Raw genomic sequence first — 17,711 nt, forward strand, 5'->3', positions numbered from 1 at the left:
TCTTTATAAATTTTTGAAAAAGGAGCATTAGGAAGATTAAGGAAGTGTCCTTAAAAAAGATATTAGATTAGTTCCCCGGCGGGATGGCGATACCTAATAGAAATGTCGTTGGAGACTATAGATACGGGTATCAGGGAGAATATGCAGAGACAGACCCCGAGACTGGAAAGCCCGCTTTTGAACTCCGATTGTATGACCCCCGTATCAATAGATGGTTGAACCCAGATCCTTATGGGCAGTATAATTCACCTTACATGGCAATGGGCAATAACTGGGTTGGTCAAATAGACCCTGACGGTGGAAAAGCTGATGATTGGTATAGAAAATTAGATGAGAATGGAAACCCTACCGATGAATATGTTTGGTTCGACGGGTCAGAGCAAATCGAAGGTTATGAACACAAGGGACTCAGCTTCTATGATGCGGATACCGGTGCGTTCGGGTTCTCAGACGGCTCATTTAAAAACTATCGTACAGGAGAGTTTTACAAAGTAAATTTTTTGGATGAAGTTGTTGTTGGACCAGGAGCCACTCTATCTTTCAATGAACAATTGGCAAATACGGTAGAACCATTAATTGGCTCACCATATGTTTGGGGTGCTAACGGCCCTGATTGTTTTGATTGTTCTGGAACATTGATATACGGAATAAGACAAGTATTGAACCATACTTTTATCGACACCAATGCCGATGGATTGTTTAGGAACTATTCAGTAAATACCGAAGGAGGTAGAGGAAGTTTGATTTTTTATGATTACACTTCAGACGGGATTATTGACCATGTTACAACGATAATGAACGACACGCACATGTTACATCCTTCGCAAGGTAATGGTGTATTGGAAAGGAGAGAAATTGACTATTTGGACAACTACACAGATAGACATGGTGGCACCAGTTATAGAAGAGAATTAGATTGGACTAGGATTAATAATTAATATGAGAATAGTAATTAGACTTGCCGTAATCACTGTTATGATTTTTTCATGTAAAGATGATAAAAAACCTTTTGAAATAACTAAAGAAGATACGATTTCCTTTAAAAAAGTTCACTCGTTGATTGATGCCAACGATAAAACGATAGGTGATGTAGTTATTGGGAATATGGTGAATGATACCCTGTTCAAAGAATTATACATTATAAAGAACACGGATACCATATATCAGATAAAAAATAGATTATTCAGGAATAAAGAAGGTATTGATTTTGAAATTTATACTGATAATTTTTCAGGCTTTTATCTTGTCCATAACGCTTCCGATTATATAGTGTTGGGCGGAACTTTTAACAGAGGGAAAGATATATCTGACAATTTAACCATAGAATGGAATCCTAGAAAAGAATTGATGTATCTCTTAAGACTTCCTTAGATAGGATTGGGTCAGTAATCTATAAAATAATGTAACCCCCGCTAGCACTCATCTGTGACGGGTGCCGAACCAGTTAAGAACACCGAGATATGAGGTATGGCATGCCCCTGGTAAAGTTCTTTTACAACGACAGAAACCAAAGAGTGAAAAAAGAGACCTACTGGAACAACAATTTGGTACGCACGCAACATTATGTGCGCAATGTGGCGGGGCAAACAATGGCCATATACACCGATCTGGCCCTTGCGGAACAGCCCGTTTACGGTGCCGGGCGCATTGGGGTCGCCTATAACGGCATTAACGACCAAAAGACCTACCTCTACGAGCTTACGGACCATCTGGGCAACATACGGGCAACCTTTGTAAAGGTGGGCAACGAGCCGAACATCCATAGTTGGAGCGACTACTATCCCTTTGGATCCCCAATGCCGGGGCGCAATATCGTAGGGAATTATAGGTATGCCTTCCAGGGCCAGGAAAAGGATCCGGAGACTGGGATAGAAGCGTTCGAACTCAGACTTTGGGACTCTCGTATCGGGAGATGGTTGACCACTGACCCTTATGGGCAGTATAGTTCGCCCTATGTTGGTATGGGCAATGACCCTATCAATGGTATAGATTCCGACGGTGGTTGGAGATGGAAATTGTTCGCAAAATGGGCTAGAAACAGGGCAGTTAAAGCAGGGCTTGATCCGGGCGAACTTTACAAGAGCAATGGCGAATGGGGCTTCAATACTAGTTCTGTTACCAGTGGGTTTACAACAGATGCAGACGCAACAGCTACATTTAATTTTACCGATGCTTGGAAAAATAGTATTCCTGCACAAATAAGGCCTACCTCTGATTTGCAAAACTTTCAATTTTGGAGAAACGAAGCACCTACGGGTGGTTTTGACTTGTTAAAACATGCAGGTGCCGAATTGACTTTTGGGACTGCTGATAACTTTAAAGTACTTTTTACAGGAAGGCATATTGGTGGAGCAAGCCCTAGAGGTTATAATAGCATGATTGATGCAAAAATGGATGGCTTTCTAACAATAGCAACTTTAGGAATGAATAGAGCAGTTAAACTGGGAACAGTAAGTACCAAATCCTCAGTACTATTATTTTCGGATTTTGCATCATATACAAAAGGTTTGTTTAAAGGCACCTATCATGCACAATTAAGGGCAAAAGCTTATCGTGACATGCTCAATACTCATGATTCTAGAATTAAGGAAACATGGCAAAACATTGATGATTTTATGACACAAGAAACTAGATTCAGGACACTTTATCAAGAATCACAAAAAGAATAACATATGGGTGGTGAGTTTGGTAATATTGCTTCCCTTGGGGCATTGCTTATATGGATTTATAAAGGATTTAAAGTTCCATATAGGAAAATTAGAACAGAAGGCAAGTACTGCTTTGAAGTTGGATTTGGATTCATCATTCTGGTTACATTTCTTGTTTTCTATTTACCAGACTTAATTGGGGATATTTGGGAATAGGACCATACCAACTACAGCGATCGACTTGGGACACATACCCCCCGCTAGCGCACCGATGGTACTACATACCAAACAGCAAGTCTGAACACTTCGGTGGCCCATATATATTCATCAAGCTCAAAACAAATGTATCCTGAATATTTTGGCATTCTTCAAAACACAAACTCTGTAGGAATCGAAGTAGTTGGAAACTATAAAAATGGTGAATGGGATTCATTAACAAATGAACAAATTGATGCAACTACATTACTGGTACAACAAATCAAAAACCACTATAACGTCCATTGTGAAAATATCTATGCACATGAAAAAGTTCAGAGAAAGACGGCAGGCGAAGGGCAAACCGTACTTAAAGCTCTTAATATTGATTAGTATTATTATATCGGCAAGTTTTTGTAAAAAATCGGTATCGAATAAAGTCGATTCCTCTTTATCTATAGAAGAAGAAAATACCGTCAAACTACAAGAGGAAAAAACAATAAAAGAAGCTAGTAGAATATATCATAATATGACAAAAGATTCAGTTTTATCCTATAGTATCTACAATAATAATATTGAAGACAAGGACTGTAAAAATTGGGTCAACGTTTCTAAAGACATACTAGATATTTCTTATCGACTTCATGAAATTTCAAGTTACGAATGGAATCAATGTTATGGTACATTTGATTGCGGAATCAAGGGAAAACTGATTCTGAATGACACCATTTATGATTATAACTTAAATTCTGGTGGATGGATGCGTTTGAGTTCAAATGGGAAAGAAGTGTATTTAGGTGCTAAAGCAATCACCGAATCCTCTAGATTTATATCGATAAATTATTGTGATGAAGAATGGGATTAATTGATGATTTTATGATTTGGTTTAATAGTCCCTCGCTAGTGCTCGTCTGTGACGGGTGCCGAACCAGTTAAGAACACCAAGATATGGGCATGTCATTGCTAAAGTTTTTCTACGACGACAGGAACCAAAGAGTGAAAAAAGAGACCTACTGGAACAACAATTTGGTACGCACGCAACATTATGTGCGCAATGTGGCGGGGCAAACAATGGCCATATACAACAATCTGGCCATGCCCAATAGAAATATCGTTGGGGATGTAAATCTTTTGAGTGTAGGAGTCTCTGCTTTTGCATCAAACATTGGGGCTGATTTTATTGATAGCAAGCATTTTTTACATGGAATCCAATACGCTCCCAAAACAAGATTTCAATACCATAATCCTATTCGTAATATCATTCCTTAATCCAAAGTTCCTCCATTTGTTCCAAAGATTTCCCCTTGGTCTCAGGCACCCATTTCCATACAAACCACGCCGCGATAAAACCAATGATACCGTACAACCAATACGCAAAACCGTGATTGAATTTTTCGGTCAACCATGAATTTTCGTTCATCATCGGAAAAGTCTGTGATACGATGAAATTGGATATCCATTGTACTCCTACTGCCAAGGCCATGGCTTTGCCCCTAATCTTATTGGGAAACATCTCCGATAATAGCACCCAAGTAACGGGACCCCAAGAAATAGCAAAAGCAGCCACATAGACCAATATACTGATCAGTGAAAGTAATCCCATAGTATTGGTGGAAAATGTAGTTCCCAGTGCCAACATACTTATCCCCATACCTATGGCACCGATAATTTGCAATGGTTTTCTACCAAAACGATCTACCGTTTTGATAGCTATAACCGTAAAAGTGAGGTTGATAGCACCTACTATTATGGTCTGCAGCAGCGATGTATCTGTATTGGCCCCAGCATTTTTAAAGATTTCAGGAGCATAATAAAGTACCACGTTAATCCCTACAAATTGCTGAAAAACAGAAAGAAGGATACCTATAAAAATGACAAGATACCCATAGGAAAATAAGCTTTCTGAAGTATGGCGGGTAATTCCGCCAACAATACTCTCTATGATGTCTTGGGTACTCTCTTTTGGATTTATTTTATTCAGAATTGCACGCGCCTCTTCCACTTTTCCTTTCAGCACCAACCATCTTGGACTCTTTGGGACAACAAACAACAATATGAAAAATAGTAAAGCGGGTATGATTTCCGAGGCAAACATCCAACGCCATCCCACCATTTTGAGCCAGTCTTCGCTGCCTTGGTTGGAAATACCGTAATTAACAAAGTATACCACCAACATACCAAAAATAATGGCAAACTGGTTCCAGGATACCAAGCTGCCACGGCGTTTACTTGGTGCCACTTCTGAGATGTACATTGGGCTTAGCATAGAAGCCAGTCCTACACCAATACCTCCAATAATCCTATAAAAAATAAACTGTTTGAGATGGGCATGGTTTCCCTCACCTATAGCTGCAAAACCTAACTCTGGCATAGCCGAACCCAGTGCCGATATTAAAAAAAGTAGCGCTGCCAGCATTAAACTTTTCCTACGCCCAAAACGGACCGAAAAATAGCCGCCCAAAATACTTCCTATAATACAACCGATCAAAGCGCTTGAAACCACAAAGCCCAATAAAGAATTTGCTCGTAATTCGTCGTAGCCCAGAGGATCAACGAAAAAGCTTTTAAGGGAGCCAACGGTCCCAGAAATAACAGCAGTATCGTATCCAAATAGCAAACCACCCAGAGCGGCGACCAACGTTATCTTTGTTAGGTATCCTTTTTTCAAAATCTATAAATATTGGTTAATTATATTTTCAAATAACTCTTGTTTCCCACTAAACTGTTCAAGTTTGGAGTTTTCAAGTGCTAATCTCGTAAGGTCATCCAAGGAAAGTTTTCCATTTTTAAATGACTTTCCCGCCCCTGAGGAGAATGAGGCATACCGCTCTTCTCTTAATTTCCTATAGTTTGATTTCTCAAGGATTTTATCGGCAAGGATAATTGAACGGGCAAATACATCCATCCCTCCTATATGGGCATAAAATAAGTCTTCAAGATCCGTAGAGTTCCTCCGCGTTTTTGCATCAAAATTAATACCTCCGCCTTGGAGCCCCCCTGATTCTAGAAATACTAGCATAACCTCGGCCATTTCATAAATATTATTTGGGAACTGATCGGTATCCCAACCATTTTGATAATCCCCCCGATTGGCATCCATACTACCCATCATGCCTGCATTGGCAGCAATCTGTACTTCATGTTGAAAGGTATGCTGTGCGAGCGTGGCGTGATTCACTTCCAAATTGAGCTTGAAGTCATCCATCAGATCATATTCCCTTAAAAACCCGATTACCGTTGCCGCATCAAAATCATATTGGTGCTTCATCGGCTCCATAGGCTTGGGTTCAATGAAAAAGTTTCCTTTGAAACCGTTCGCCCGGGCATAGTCTTTGGCCATGTGGAGAAATGTTGCTAAATGATCCAACTCTGCTTTCATATCGGTATTGAGCAAGGACATGTATCCTTCACGGCCTCCCCAAAACACATAATTTTCTCCACCTAGTTTAATGGTGCTATCTAATGCCTGTTTAACCTGTGCACCAGCGTGAGCAACCACATTGAAGTCAGGATTTGTAGCTGCCCCGTTCATGTATCGAGGGTTGGAAAACAGATTGGCCGTTCCCCAAAGCAGTTTAACACCCGATTCTGACTGTTTCTGATAGGCATAGTCCGTAATTTCCTGTAATCGCTTCTCGGAAGCAGAGAGCGTCTCCGCTTCATCGACAAGGTCATAGTCGTGAAAACAGTAGAACGGCGCCCCAATCTTGGTAATGAATTCGAAAGCGGCATCCATTTTATCTTTTGCACGATCCAGGGCATCGGTTTTTGAGTCCCATGGAAATGCTTTGGTACCAGGACCGAAGGGATCTCCTCCAGTTCCACAAAAGGAATGCCAATAGGCAATGGCAAAACGAAAATGCTCTTCCAGGGTTTTGCCTGCCACTACAAGTTTTGCATCGTAATATTTAAAAGCCAAAGGATTGTCTGACTCTTTTCCTTCAAATTGGACTTTTCCTATTCCTTTGAAAAACTCCTTGCTTCCTGTTATCACTTGTTTGCCCATGAATTTATTATTTATAGATTGATTTTTATTGGATCGTTTTGATAGTTATTTTCTAATTGAACCCTGTTACTTTTTTTAAATCTTCTTTCCATAGCCTATAAGAGCTATAGTAGGCATCAGTATTTCTAGCAGGCTCATATGTTCTGATCATCCGGTCGCCCGCCATGGCTTCTTTTAATGAATTAAATTGACCCATACTGTAAGCTGCAGCCCGTGCTGCACCTATTGCTCCGGTTGTCTCCACCATATCTATTGGCCCTTTCATCAATGTAGCCACTGTATTGCCAAAAACCTCCGACCTGAACAAGTTGTCATTGCCGACCCGAATGGATGTAATGTCCATACCCATTTGATTCATTATCTCCATACCATATGCAAAAGAATAAGCAATGCCTTCCAATGCCGACCGAAAGAGATGGTTTTTTGAGTGTCTATTAAATTGAAGTCCACATAGATGACATCCAACATCTACATTGTTCAATATGCGTTCAGCACCGTTACCAAAAGGAAGCATGCGCAAACCTTCGGCACCTATCGGTATTTTTTTGATTGCTTCTTCCAAATCATCGTAAGAGAATCCCTTTTCAGCAAGTTGTTCTTTTATCCAACGGTATTGTATACCAGAGCCATTTATACAAAGGAGGACGCCAATATGGGGGTTGTCCATACTATGGTTAACATGTGCAAAGCTATTTACGCGGCTATGGGGTTCGTAAACGAGATTATCTGTAATTCCGTATACTACGCCCGAAGTCCCTCCCGTAGCGGCAACTTGTCCCGGTTCCAATACGCCAAGGGACATGGCATTGTTTGGTTGATCACCAGCACGATAACCTACGGGTATTCCATGGTTTAGTCCCAATTCATTGGCCGCCTCTCGAGTAAGGTAACCCTGTTCTGAAAAAGTAGGTACGGAACTAGGTATTAATTCGTTTGGTATTTCATAATAGTCGAGTAGTTTTTTATAAGGTTTCCCTGCATCAAAATTCCATAACATGCCTTCTGAAAGTCCGGCAACGGTTGTATTTGCTTCACCTGTCATACGTAGGGCTATATAATCTCCCGGCAGCATAAACTTGAATATCCTATCAAATAAATCAGGCTCATTTTCTTTTATCCAACGGAGTTTGGAAGCTGTAAAATTACCTGGGGAGTTCAGTATATGGTCAAAGCATTCTTGCTGTCCCAACGTTTCAAAAGCACGATTTCCAATCCCTACTGCTCTACTATCGCACCAGATAATGGACGGCCGAAGTACAGTCCCCAGTTTGTCGACCAAAACAAGGCCGTGCATTTGATAAGAAATACCAATGCCCTTTACATCTGATGGATTCACACCGGTTGTTTTGAGAAGTTTTCTTGTTGCCAGTTTTATATGTTCCCACCATACCACCGGGTCTTGTTCGGCCCATCCTGGTTGAGGGCTGGAAATGGCCATTTCAGTATTTGGACTACTTGCAATTCCTATGTCGACATTGGTTTCACCATCCAAAAGTGCAGCTTTTATTGAAGAACTACCAATATCATAACCAATATAGTACATATATAAAAAACGTTGTGTTGGGATATAAATATAACTAATAATAGTCATTATGACTATTATTAGTTATATTTATTTTCTTTGCTATCTTTTGCCAACGTTTATAAAGAACGATATGAAATCAACAGGGTTGATAATGGACGACCTGTCCATAGATTGCGTTATTTTCGGTTTTACCAATGGATTAGAAGTTTTGTTAGTGAAGCATGGAGAAGGTATTAGTGAGGGAAAATGGGCGTTACCTGGCGGATGGATCAATACAGATGAGTCTCTTGACGCCGCGGCATATAGAATCCTATATTTGTTGACAAACGTTGAAAATATTTATCTACAACAACTGAAAGCTTTCGGTAGTGTAGACAGATTCCCCACGAAACGTGTTGTTACCGTAGCTTATTACTCATTGATAAAGGCTGCTGATTTTAATCTGGTCGCAGGTTTTACCGCCTCTGATGCGAAGTGGTTCAAACCGGAAAGAATACCTCCATTACCCTATGACCATCGTGAAATACTCGATTTTGCTTTCAGTACACTTAAGAAACAGGTAAAACAAGAACCCATTGGTTTTAACCTACTTCCTGAAAAGTTTACTTTATTTCAGTTACAAAACTTATATGAATCCATACTCGGAATCAAATTGGACAAGCCCAATTTTAGGCGGAAAATTTTGGGCATGAAACTGCTCATCGACTGCAATGAGAAACAGGATGACGTCTCTCACAGGGCAGCCAAGCTCTATCGTTTTGATAAAGAGGTATACGATTCTTTGAAGGATCGAAAATTTGTACTTGACTTCTAAAAAACTTTTTAAAAATTAGATTGTTCAATTAAATGAATTCTGATATAAATTATAACTTTTTGACTTTAAACTATAGTTTATCTTATAAATAACCTAGATTTCCTATTTATGTGAATGGAACAGGGATTTAATATAATTCTAAGAATGTATATCATACCATGTAGCTAGCACTCTGCGCTCCAATACATTGTTGATTTATCAGGCTTAGAAGGCTAATATTCTGCAGCAGGCTTCATTCAGGTTTTGAAGTTCTTTATATTTTAGAAATCCTTTTTCTTGGATTTAACAATGAGTCGCCAGATAGGCAGAACGGTCCAAAGTATCAGCATAAAAATGGAGATAAAAAACCCTTGCTGTGTTCCAAAAAACGTCTTAAAAACTGCTCCCGTGTATCCCAACAGTGCAGAAATGTCCAGTTTTAACAGTATTAAAATTCTTGATAGGTCAATTGGGTTTAACGTTGTGGCCACTATGGAGAACGTATCCAAAGGATATTCTTCAAAAACAATGAGCGACATCAAAAACAGTCCGTCGTAGATTACGGCCAAAAAAAGCCAAAGCAATACCGCATATCCAAATCCTTTAATTTTATTCTCGTTGGAAAGTCCCATGTTAAACGAAAGAGCGGTAAAAATAAAGGTCAAAAAGGCCCCTGTTACCAACAAGAGCGAAAAATCAAAAATTGCATCGCTTCTTAGCAGTCCGTACAAAAGGAAGGGAATACCCAGACCAAATACCAAACTTAGTGTCAACGAACCTGCCACTCCCAAATATTGACCTAAAAAAATCGAGGAACGCTTAATGGGTTGTGCCAATAGTAGTTCTGTAAATTCTTTGGAATTGTAGTAATACATAATTCCAAAAATTGTTCCTATAAGTGGCACCAATACTATAATGACGTTCATCAAGGTGATTATGGCCTTGGAAACATCGTTGTTCAGGAATAACAGCACAAATCCCAGACCTAGATAAAACAGGAAGTACGCGTAACTCCAACGGCTACGGACAAGGTCGTAAAAGCTATATTTTAGAATCTTAAGCATTAGCGGTCGTTAGTGTGGCTATGGCACGTTCTACATCGGTTTGGTCAGTTTTTAGCTTTAGGTCATGTATACTTCCTTTAAAGTAGATATTCCCCTCTAATAAATAGACAATTTCATCAGCTACTTCTTCTACAAATTGCATGATATGGGAAGTGACCAAAATAGTTTTTCCTTTCTCTTTTTCATTCTGAATCAGTTTCTTTAATCGTATGAGTGCAGCAGGGTCCAATCCGGTTGTTGGTTCATCTAGAATAATCAAGGGGCTATCGAACATGAAGGTCAATACGATGTTTACTTTTTGTTTGGTTCCGCCCGATAATGTTGACAACCGTTTATCCAAAAAAGGCTTAAGTCCAAAAAGGGAAATCAGGACTTCCTCTTCGCTTGGCCTTTCCCTAAGATCCTTTATCATTCGTATCAACTCTTTAACTTTAAGATTGCCTGGAAAATTGGCTATTTGCGGCAGGTATTCTATTTCCCTTCGATATTTCCATTGATTTTTTATCGATACTCCTGAAATGGCAATAGTTCCCTTATTGGGAACCACCATTCCCAAAATACTCTTGATCAGCGTAGTTTTCCCCGATCCGTTTGGCCCTAAGATGGCTATGATACCGCCTGCACCGATTGAAAGATTAAGGTTTTTTAAAACCTCATTTTTACCGAATTTCTTGTATAAATTTTCAATCTGTATCATTGCGTCCTTTTCATTCGTGGGTTGGCATCCAAAAGTTTATCCGGTGTAAAAACGGGTGAAACCTTCTCAGAAAAATCGATAATATCCATAAATAGGCTGCGTAACAGCACAATAGTTTCTGGGGTACGGTTCACAATATAAGAGAATAGCTTCACGGGTCTATAAGGTACATCCCCTATTCCATCCTTATCAAGATCATATCCCGTGTAATCACTCCAATAGTTTTTATCGAATACATTATCGTTCAATTTGCTGTTGTAGGAGATATCGAAGCTATTGTTCAAAAAATTGTTGTTTTTAAACTCATTGGCATAGCAAGCCCCCAGTACTTTAACGGCCCATCCGTTTTGAATAAAATCATTGTTGCTATAGGTAATTCTGTTGGAGCCTTCTATGTTAATCCCTACGGTATTCTCTTCAAAGATATTTCCCGATATTTCACCATCATTTATCTCCTTCAATAAAATTCCATAAGCTGCAGTTCCCCAATTTTTTCGAAATGTATTGTCCAGCATCTTAATGTGTTTAGAGAACATGACCGCTACCCCCGCACCATTATTCTCGAAGATGTTATTCGTATAAACATCATGGTTACTGAACATAAAATGGAGTCCATATCTAAGGTTGTTCGTGCTGCTATTATTATTGATGGTAACATTATCTGAAAATTCCAGATAAATACCATCCCGAGTACCTTGAACAATATTACGATCTACGGAAACATTGTGGGAATACCATAATTGAATGCCATTGCCAGAGTTGTATTCGTCCTTGGCATCGCCAATAATCTTATTATGGTAAACTTTTCCATTGTTGGATTTTTCCAAATAAATCCCAAAAAAAAGTTTCTCCAATACAAGGTTCTGGATTACAAAATTTTCACTTTTTACAACACGTAAAGCGGCATAATCGGTTGTATAGCTCACCCCTACATTGATAAGAAAAAGTCCGTCTACCGTTACCCCATCCGAAGTAATTCTGATGATCTCCCCTTTTTTCTCCCCATCGATTACGGGATAGTTTTCACCTTTTAGCGTTAGCGGTTTATCAATAATAATATTGAACTCTTTGTAAGTACCTTTTTTAACCAACAACGTATCATAATCCGATGCTAATGCTATACCTTCTTTAATCGATTTTAGAGGACATGTTTGGCATACTTCAATGGTATTACCACATACTTCTTGCACATGCAACACTACAAAAATAAGTAAGGTAAGGCCGTATTTTTTCATTATCGGATAATAAGGAATTTAGAGTCTTGGAAAGCCTCTACCCAATGCTCTGTTTGTTTAGGAAAACTGGTTTTTTGTTGGTTTTTAAGAACTACAGCGTCTTTCCCTATATAAAAAGCAATATGTCCCTCCAAAACTATTAAATGGGCGTCTTTGGGCGATTCATGAGGAGGAAAAACTGCTCCCTTTGCTAAACTGATGCTCAAAATTTCAAGTGAATCATTTTTTACAAGTTGCTTTACTTGCAACCCTTCAAATGCTTGAATTGCTATGGTATTCTCGATTTCAATATTTTCCATACTTTCTGGCACTTTAGTATCTATTATCTGAATTTCTCTTTAAGCTGCTCCCATGTGAATATTTCGCCTCCATGTTCATCAAGTCCATCTTGTGCGGCATCTTTGGTTGCAAAAGCAGTTAAATACTCGCCCATTGGACTAGGTATTCCTTCAGAAATCAAAAAAGTGGCTTCGGTTACATCAATTAGTTTTCCCGGTGCATTGTAGTCGTTCGCCAACCCAATTTGAATGGTTTCTTGGTCGATATCCTTAAGATGGTTAAGCATGCATTCAGTAGCATCAAAATTGAATACCTTTCCTTTTTTGGTGACCATCTGTGCAGCATGTTGTTTGTCGACAATTGTCATTTTACAATAATGACATCCAGCCTCACCATAGGCAATTGGTTTTGGACCAATAGAACATGATATACCAAGAATCAAGGATAAAAACAATATCTTCTTCATAAGCACGATGTTAAGTTGAATAGTAAAGATTGCTCGCTTTTTTATACTTCCAACCCAAATAACCGGCGATTAGGGTAAGGCACATACCAAGAAACATGAAATAAGCTCCAAGTCTTGGATAGGAATACGCATCAAAATTCAACATTTTTTGATGCCCCAATAATGGTGGTTTATAACTCATTGGAGTTCCGTCTGGGTTCACCAATTTCATTATCGCTTTTGGGTCTAGGTTTGTTCCATAATCCAACAACCAAGCATTAAAGTCGTACATGCCCAAAACACCTAGAATGGTCATCAAAATAAACCATCCAAAAAACCAATGATAGGATATTTTATCGAAGTACCCCAAAACTCCGAAAAGTACGCCTAAAGATACCATTCCGCCTATAACAAGTGGAAATACACTGAACTCCCACATATCTTCTGGCTTTGGCAACGTTTTCATGCCAATGTAGTGGTTGAGGCCATCTATGTTTTGAATATCAAATTCACTTTGCCCTTGTAAGCCATTAATGTAAATATTGATTCCCAAAGGTTCTGGATATTGTGGTGCTCCCAGTTCTATGTTCCACAATGGGAACACGAAAAGTCCCATTAATAATGCAGAACCAACTATCATTACTAAACTAGCCTTTTTCATTTATTCATTTTTTGATTATGACACCTTGATGTTTCCCCTGTAATTAAAAAAAAGCGGGCAGGTCATCGACACAGCCCGCTTCTATCATTGGTTAGATGGTGTTACTCTCCTAAAGACCAAGAAAGTTCAATGTCTGAATTTGCTGGAGATACCCGTACGTATCCCTGCATTTCTTGGTGTAATGCAGAACAAAAATCTGTGCAGTAAAAAGGCCATACCCCTACTTTTTTGGGTTCCCAAATAGACGTTTTTGTCTGTCCTGGCATAACTAATAGTTCCGATGTATTCTGACCGATTATAGAGAAGCCATGTGGCACATCAAAATCCTGCTCATGATTGGTTATATGGAAATAGACCTTATCCCCCACCTTAACTCCTTCTATGTTATCTGGTGTAAAGTGACTTCGGATAGTACTCATGTAAATGTGTACTTCCTTGCCATTTCTTTCTACCCTAGCCTCTGAAGGATTACTAACGGCATATGGATGCTTGTTATCATCCAACCTGTAGATTTTCTTGGATTTTGGCGCCAATAATTCAGCTGGACATCCTGCTGCGTAATGTGGTTCACCGTGGGTCGGAAAATCGTAGATCAGCTCCATTTTTTCACCCGATATATCATAGATCTGTGCGGAGTGCTCCATTTCTGGTCCAGTGGGCAGATAACGGTCTTTTGTGATTTTGTTCATAGCCACTACGTATTTACCAAAAGGTTTACGGGAATTACCCCCGGGAATCATAAGATGACCTACGGAATAGAAGGTTGGTTTACGGTCAATGACTTCCCAGGTACCCAGCTTCCATTTTACAACTTCGGATGAAATAAAGAACGTTGTGTATGCATTGCCTTTTTCATCAAATTCTGTGTGAAGTGGTCCTAGGCCACCACTTTTTACTGTTCCGGCCAAAACATCTTCAAACTTTAAAATAGGGATTCCGTAAGCTTCACCATCAAACTTTTCATCCTCTATCGCTACAATCATTTTATCAAACGAATGTACCGTTAAGTCGGCGGAAAGCTTACCGTTGCCAATAATGTATTGTCCCGTGGGATCAACATCGCAACCATGTGGAGATTTTGGAGTTGGCAAGAAAAATACAGCTCCCGGAACTTTTAAAGGATCTACGGTCAAAACCTCTTTCTTCATGGTACTCGTTCCCATATGGGTACCTTCATCGTAAACGTTATGGGCATAGTCGGCAGGCATTTTGGTTCCACCACCATTGTTTACATATTCTTCAATCTTTTTCCAATTTACCGCAGCTATAAAATCTTTGTCATTTTGAGATGAATTCACCTCCATTAAAGAATTTGCTTCTTCGGTATTATAAGTAGTAAAGAAAAACCATCCATGACTATCGCCACGACCGGGATGTGAAAGGTCATAGTTAAACCCGGGCATCAACAATTGAAACTTAATATCCATGTTACCGTGTTCCTGCTCTACACTGATAAAGGTCAGTGCTCCCTTAAAATTGCCTTTGTATTCGTTGATGGGCATATCCTTTTGAGGGACCGGTACGGAAAAACGTGTCCCTGCGACCACATATTCCGTATTTTCGGTTATGAAAGAAGAACTGTGATTACCAGCACTGTTAGGTACTTCGATAATTTCCTCTGTTTCAAAAGTACTTAGGTTGATTCTTGCAACGCGTGGCGTATTGTTCCCATTGATAAAAATCCATCTTCCATCCAATTCTCCATTAGTTTGCGAAATATCTGGGTGGTGCGCATCATCCCAAGGAACAAATCCAAAAGACGTATTCAACATGGGTTTGGTTTCCTCGGAATACCCATAGCCTGATGTTGGAAATTGCGAGAAAACAGGAATCTCCTTGAACATTCTACCAGATGGTAGTCCATACACGGTCAAGTTACCGCTATATCCGCCTGAAAGGAAAGCATAAAACTCATCTTGTTGTCCGGGCGCTACATATACTTTTTCTGCTGCGCTCGACCCCAAAGCTCCATTAGATGAAGATTTGTTGCTACCATTGCCGCAACTCGAGATAATCATGGCGACCCCTATCAAGGCCATCATATAATAGTGATACTTTTTCATTCTTGTTATGTATTTAGTTTGTTTAAATTCTATTCCTCGGAAGGTGGTAGTATGACTTTGTCCACAACATGTACGATTCCATTGCCAGCAGGTACGCTTGCCAATATTTTTGCACCGCCAACATATACATCATCATCTTTCACCTCAACCGTAGTGTTTTGATCGTTGGCTTGCCCCAATTTTTTAAACTTTTTCAGAAACTCCTTATCATACTTGCCAGGGGTAACATGATGCTTCAAGATATTGGCTAAAGCATCCTTATTTTCTGGCTTTAGCAGGTTTTCCACAGTTCCTTCGGGTAGTGCATCAAAAGCTTCGTTCGTAGGTGCAAATACCATCAATGGCCCTGCATTGACCAAAGCATTTTCCAAATCTGCAGCTTGTACCGCCGCAACCAAGGTTGTATGATCAGGTGAGTTTATGGCTATGCTCAATACCGTAGGGGTAGATTCATCATTTTGGATAAAGGCTTGTCCTTGCTCTTTGGATACTTCCACACCAATAGTTGATACCGGTTCGGTTTTAGTTTTAGTATTGCACGCCGTTACCATAAATAAAATCAGTAATGGTACAAATAGTTTCATGGTTGATTCTTTTGTTTTCATATACATTAGAGTTTAGAGGGTTCTGAAAAATTCCAGTAATGAACGTGTCTGCTCAACCGTTAGGTTTTGATTCGACATCGCAGCACCATTAAATTCCACTAAAAGATCTTTGGCACAACGGTCTTCCTCGGTCATTAACTTTGGATCAAGAATCATGTTCATTACCCATTCTGGGCTTCTTCTGTCAAGAATCCCTTCCATTTTTGGCCCTATGAAACGTTTGTCGGTTTTATGGCAAGCGGTACAATTGGTTTTGAACAGTTCGGCCCCTTTCGTCACCATAGCATCATCAATCTCTGGATCTAGGGTAATTTCCTTTATTTGGCCTACTCCTTTATTATCCAATGTAATTCGTTGGGAAGCAGGTACTTCACTGGTTTTAGGAGTTGTTTCTTCAACTTTTTCGGTAGATTTGGTTCGATCTACACTGAACCCATCTTTCTTTTTCTCTTCTTTACCACCACAAGCAAAAAGGAAAAAGGCACATAAAACTGAATAAATTGCAATATTTACTTTCATAGAGGGGTATTTTTAATAATTTTTCAAAAATAACCCCTCTTTAATGCTAAAAACATGATATATGTCATATAGAAGATAAAAAAGTCTTTTAATCTTTATATTTGTTGAAAAATCTTGCTTATGCTTTCCACTTCTACTAAATATGCCCTAAAAGCTGTACTTTATCTTGCGGTTAATTCTTCTGAAAAGAAGAAGATTTTAGCAAAGGATATTAGTAATCCTACCAATATTCCAAAAGCATATTTATCAAAGCTATTGCAGGAACTGTCACGACATCAAATTGTATCCTCCGTTAGAGGGCCAGGTGGCGGATTTTATATGACACCTGAAAACATTAAAGTTCCATTAATAGAAATCGTAAAGGTCATAGATGGTGATAGCCGACTTAATTCCTGTATGTTGAGCCTTAGTGAATGTAATGAGGAGCGACCATGCCCCATACATCATCTAGTTGGTAATGCGAAGACAAATTTTGTTAAAAACCTTGAAGAGAATCGTTTAGAAGATTTGATTGAAAGTATACAAAGTGGCAAGTCTGTTTTACCACTTTAACAGCATGGTTTTTAATAGGTTTCCTTTAAAATTACAGGTTTGAAACATTTATGGTCTCATACTTCTAAAGAAAAGAGTAAATATAAAAACTAAATCTAAATTCATAACACTGCTCTTTATCTACCTGAATATTAATATGGCCTGTTGAAGACAAGATAAAAGAAAGTTCGAACGATACCAAAACTAATATATTGGGAGAGACTCAACATCAATGTCCGACGAACTTTAAAAAGAGGAAAACATATACGACTAAAGAAGTATCCGCTATTTGCAAAATGATTTAGTTATCCTTTAAGAAACAAATAACAAGACCCATTCTATCACGCAGACGGCAATTACAATTGCGAAGGTGATAAATGCCTGTGCCCATTGTGCAGAGTAAGCAGCGTTATATTTTTAGAAATAAAAAACCTTCCAAATTAAG

20 protein-coding genes and 1 pseudogene are annotated in these 17,711 nt (G+C 39.1%); 9 read left to right on the forward strand and 12 right to left on the reverse strand.

Annotated features, from left to right (window positions below; translation table 11 throughout):
* Positions 1-83: 83 nt before the first annotated feature.
* The 7 genes and pseudogenes from KIM67_RS14620 (at position 84) to KIM67_RS14650 (ending at position 4,112) form a co-directional block, all read left to right on the forward strand.
* A complete protein-coding gene (locus KIM67_RS14620; RefSeq protein ID WP_213832301.1) occupies positions 84-938 on the forward strand; it encodes an NlpC/P60 family protein in 855 nt (284 codons plus the stop codon).
* 1 nt (position 939) lies between these two features.
* On the forward strand, positions 940-1,371 hold the full coding sequence (locus KIM67_RS14625) for a hypothetical protein (RefSeq protein ID WP_213832302.1): 432 nt from the start codon (positions 940-942) through the stop codon (positions 1,369-1,371).
* 143 nt (positions 1,372-1,514) lie between these two features.
* On the forward strand, positions 1,515-2,669 hold the full coding sequence (locus KIM67_RS14630) for an RHS repeat-associated core domain-containing protein (protein WP_213832303.1): 1,155 nt from the start codon (positions 1,515-1,517) through the stop codon (positions 2,667-2,669).
* A gap of 3 nt (positions 2,670-2,672) precedes the next feature.
* Entirely contained in the window at positions 2,673-2,864 is a 192-nt protein-coding gene (locus tag KIM67_RS14635) for a hypothetical protein (protein ID WP_213832304.1), read from the forward strand.
* Positions 2,865-2,930: 66 nt separating this feature from the next.
* A pseudogene (locus KIM67_RS14640) lies at positions 2,931-3,236 on the forward strand (N-acetylmuramoyl-L-alanine amidase); the annotation flags it as partial.
* 136 nt (positions 3,237-3,372) lie between these two features.
* Complete coding sequence (locus tag KIM67_RS14645; RefSeq protein WP_213832306.1) at positions 3,373-3,708, forward strand: hypothetical protein; 336 nt, start codon at positions 3,373-3,375, stop codon at positions 3,706-3,708.
* A gap of 89 nt (positions 3,709-3,797) precedes the next feature.
* On the forward strand, positions 3,798-4,112 hold the full coding sequence (locus tag KIM67_RS14650; protein ID WP_213832307.1) for a hypothetical protein: 315 nt from the start codon (positions 3,798-3,800) through the stop codon (positions 4,110-4,112).
* Here the strand turns inward: KIM67_RS14650 and xylE are convergent.
* From xylE to KIM67_RS14665, 3 genes are read right to left on the reverse strand one after another with little or no spacing between them, the layout of a single operon-like run.
* A complete protein-coding gene (xylE, locus tag KIM67_RS14655; protein ID WP_250149276.1) occupies positions 4,102-5,511 on the reverse strand; it encodes a D-xylose transporter XylE in 1,410 nt (469 codons plus the stop codon). The two genes, KIM67_RS14650 and xylE, sit on opposite strands and share 11 nt — an antisense overlap.
* A 3-nt stretch (positions 5,512-5,514) precedes the next feature.
* The gene (gene xylA / locus KIM67_RS14660; protein ID WP_213832308.1) at positions 5,515-6,849 is read right to left on the reverse strand and encodes a xylose isomerase; all 1,335 of its coding nucleotides are present in this window, start codon (positions 6,847-6,849) and stop codon (positions 5,515-5,517) included.
* A gap of 52 nt (positions 6,850-6,901) precedes the next feature.
* The gene (locus KIM67_RS14665) at positions 6,902-8,440 is read right to left on the reverse strand and encodes a xylulokinase (RefSeq protein ID WP_250149277.1); all 1,539 of its coding nucleotides are present in this window, start codon (positions 8,438-8,440) and stop codon (positions 6,902-6,904) included.
* A gap of 64 nt (positions 8,441-8,504) precedes the next feature.
* Between KIM67_RS14665 and KIM67_RS14670 the strand changes: the two genes are divergently transcribed.
* Positions 8,505-9,188 (forward strand): NUDIX domain-containing protein, encoded by a 684-nt coding sequence (locus tag KIM67_RS14670; protein WP_163419314.1) that lies wholly within the window; start codon positions 8,505-8,507, stop codon positions 9,186-9,188.
* Between the two features lie 260 nt (positions 9,189-9,448).
* Here KIM67_RS14670 and KIM67_RS14675 read toward each other — a convergent pair whose 3' ends face one another.
* The 9 genes from KIM67_RS14675 to KIM67_RS14715 all read right to left on the reverse strand — a co-directional run bounded on the left by KIM67_RS14675 (position 9,449) and on the right by KIM67_RS14715 (position 16,735).
* Positions 9,449-10,231, reverse strand: coding sequence for an ABC transporter permease (locus KIM67_RS14675; protein ID WP_213832309.1), 783 nt, complete (start codon positions 10,229-10,231; stop codon positions 9,449-9,451).
* Positions 10,224-10,928 carry an ABC transporter ATP-binding protein gene (locus KIM67_RS14680; protein WP_213832310.1) on the reverse strand — a complete coding sequence of 235 codons (705 nt, stop codon included), beginning with the start codon at positions 10,926-10,928 and terminating at the stop codon, positions 10,224-10,226. Before KIM67_RS14680 ends, KIM67_RS14675 begins: the two co-directional genes overlap by 8 nt.
* Positions 10,925-12,163 (reverse strand): nitrous oxide reductase family maturation protein NosD, encoded by a 1,239-nt coding sequence (locus KIM67_RS14685; protein ID WP_213832311.1) that lies wholly within the window; start codon positions 12,161-12,163, stop codon positions 10,925-10,927. The genes KIM67_RS14680 and KIM67_RS14685 overlap by 4 nt, the downstream gene beginning before the upstream one ends.
* Entirely contained in the window at positions 12,163-12,462 is a 300-nt protein-coding gene (locus KIM67_RS14690) for a cupin domain-containing protein (RefSeq protein WP_163419318.1), read from the reverse strand. The genes KIM67_RS14685 and KIM67_RS14690 overlap by 1 nt, the downstream gene beginning before the upstream one ends.
* Before the next feature lie 23 nt (positions 12,463-12,485).
* Positions 12,486-12,908: a nitrous oxide reductase accessory protein NosL gene (locus tag KIM67_RS14695; protein ID WP_213832312.1), complete on the reverse strand. Its 423-nt coding sequence runs from the start codon at positions 12,906-12,908 to the stop codon at positions 12,486-12,488.
* 10 nt (positions 12,909-12,918) lie between these two features.
* The gene (locus KIM67_RS14700) at positions 12,919-13,548 is read right to left on the reverse strand and encodes a hypothetical protein (protein WP_213832313.1); all 630 of its coding nucleotides are present in this window, start codon (positions 13,546-13,548) and stop codon (positions 12,919-12,921) included.
* Positions 13,549-13,649: 101 nt separating this feature from the next.
* Positions 13,650-15,566, reverse strand: a complete 1,917-nt coding sequence (gene nosZ / locus KIM67_RS14705; RefSeq protein ID WP_371815775.1) for a Sec-dependent nitrous-oxide reductase — start codon at positions 15,564-15,566, stop codon at positions 13,650-13,652.
* A 74-nt stretch (positions 15,567-15,640) separates the two neighbouring features.
* Positions 15,641-16,162 (reverse strand): fasciclin domain-containing protein, encoded by a 522-nt coding sequence (locus tag KIM67_RS14710; protein WP_371815777.1) that lies wholly within the window; start codon positions 16,160-16,162, stop codon positions 15,641-15,643.
* A gap of 66 nt (positions 16,163-16,228) precedes the next feature.
* Entirely contained in the window at positions 16,229-16,735 is a 507-nt protein-coding gene (locus KIM67_RS14715) for a cytochrome c (RefSeq protein ID WP_213832316.1), read from the reverse strand.
* 120 nt (positions 16,736-16,855) lie between these two features.
* Here KIM67_RS14715 and KIM67_RS14720 point away from each other — a divergent pair, with 120 nt between their 5' ends.
* Positions 16,856-17,287, forward strand: coding sequence for an Rrf2 family transcriptional regulator (locus tag KIM67_RS14720; RefSeq protein ID WP_213832317.1), 432 nt, complete (start codon positions 16,856-16,858; stop codon positions 17,285-17,287).
* The last annotated feature ends 424 nt before the right edge of the window (positions 17,288-17,711 follow it).

It is taken from the genome of Flagellimonas sp. 389 (genome assembly GCF_018449435.1).
Classification (GTDB): Bacteria; Bacteroidota; Bacteroidia; order Flavobacteriales; family Flavobacteriaceae; genus Flagellimonas.

Bases quoted from the DNA above. Each gene is read 5' to 3' on its own strand.
- KIM67_RS14620 (WP_213832301.1), top strand. From the start codon at position 84: ATGGCGATACCTAATAGAAATGTCGTTGGAGACTATAGATACGGGTAT.
- KIM67_RS14625 (WP_213832302.1), top strand. From the start codon at position 940: ATGAGAATAGTAATTAGACTTGCCGTAATCACTGTTATGATTTTTTCA.
- KIM67_RS14635 (WP_213832304.1), top strand. From the start codon at position 2,673: ATGGGTGGTGAGTTTGGTAATATTGCTTCCCTTGGGGCATTGCTTATA.
- KIM67_RS14645 (WP_213832306.1), top strand. From the start codon at position 3,373: ATGACAAAAGATTCAGTTTTATCCTATAGTATCTACAATAATAATATT.
- KIM67_RS14650 (WP_213832307.1), top strand. From the start codon at position 3,798: ATGTCATTGCTAAAGTTTTTCTACGACGACAGGAACCAAAGAGTGAAA.
- xylA (WP_213832308.1), bottom strand. From the start codon at position 6,849: ATGGGCAAACAAGTGATAACAGGAAGCAAGGAGTTTTTCAAAGGAATA.
- KIM67_RS14665 (WP_250149277.1), bottom strand. From the start codon at position 8,440: ATGACTATTATTAGTTATATTTATATCCCAACACAACGTTTTTTATAT.
- KIM67_RS14670 (WP_163419314.1), top strand. From the start codon at position 8,505: ATGAAATCAACAGGGTTGATAATGGACGACCTGTCCATAGATTGCGTT.
- KIM67_RS14675 (WP_213832309.1), bottom strand. From the start codon at position 10,231: ATGCTTAAGATTCTAAAATATAGCTTTTACGACCTTGTCCGTAGCCGT.
- KIM67_RS14680 (WP_213832310.1), bottom strand. From the start codon at position 10,928: ATGATACAGATTGAAAATTTATACAAGAAATTCGGTAAAAATGAGGTT.
- KIM67_RS14685 (WP_213832311.1), bottom strand. From the start codon at position 12,163: ATGAAAAAATACGGCCTTACCTTACTTATTTTTGTAGTGTTGCATGTG.
- KIM67_RS14690 (WP_163419318.1), bottom strand. From the start codon at position 12,462: ATGGAAAATATTGAAATCGAGAATACCATAGCAATTCAAGCATTTGAA.
- KIM67_RS14695 (WP_213832312.1), bottom strand. From the start codon at position 12,908: ATGAAGAAGATATTGTTTTTATCCTTGATTCTTGGTATATCATGTTCT.
- KIM67_RS14700 (WP_213832313.1), bottom strand. From the start codon at position 13,548: ATGAAAAAGGCTAGTTTAGTAATGATAGTTGGTTCTGCATTATTAATG.
- nosZ (WP_371815775.1), bottom strand. From the start codon at position 15,566: ATGATTATCTCGAGTTGCGGCAATGGTAGCAACAAATCTTCATCTAAT.
- KIM67_RS14710 (WP_371815777.1), bottom strand. From the start codon at position 16,162: ATGGTAACGGCGTGCAATACTAAAACTAAAACCGAACCGGTATCAACT.
- KIM67_RS14715 (WP_213832316.1), bottom strand. From the start codon at position 16,735: ATGAAAGTAAATATTGCAATTTATTCAGTTTTATGTGCCTTTTTCCTT.
- KIM67_RS14720 (WP_213832317.1), top strand. From the start codon at position 16,856: ATGCTTTCCACTTCTACTAAATATGCCCTAAAAGCTGTACTTTATCTT.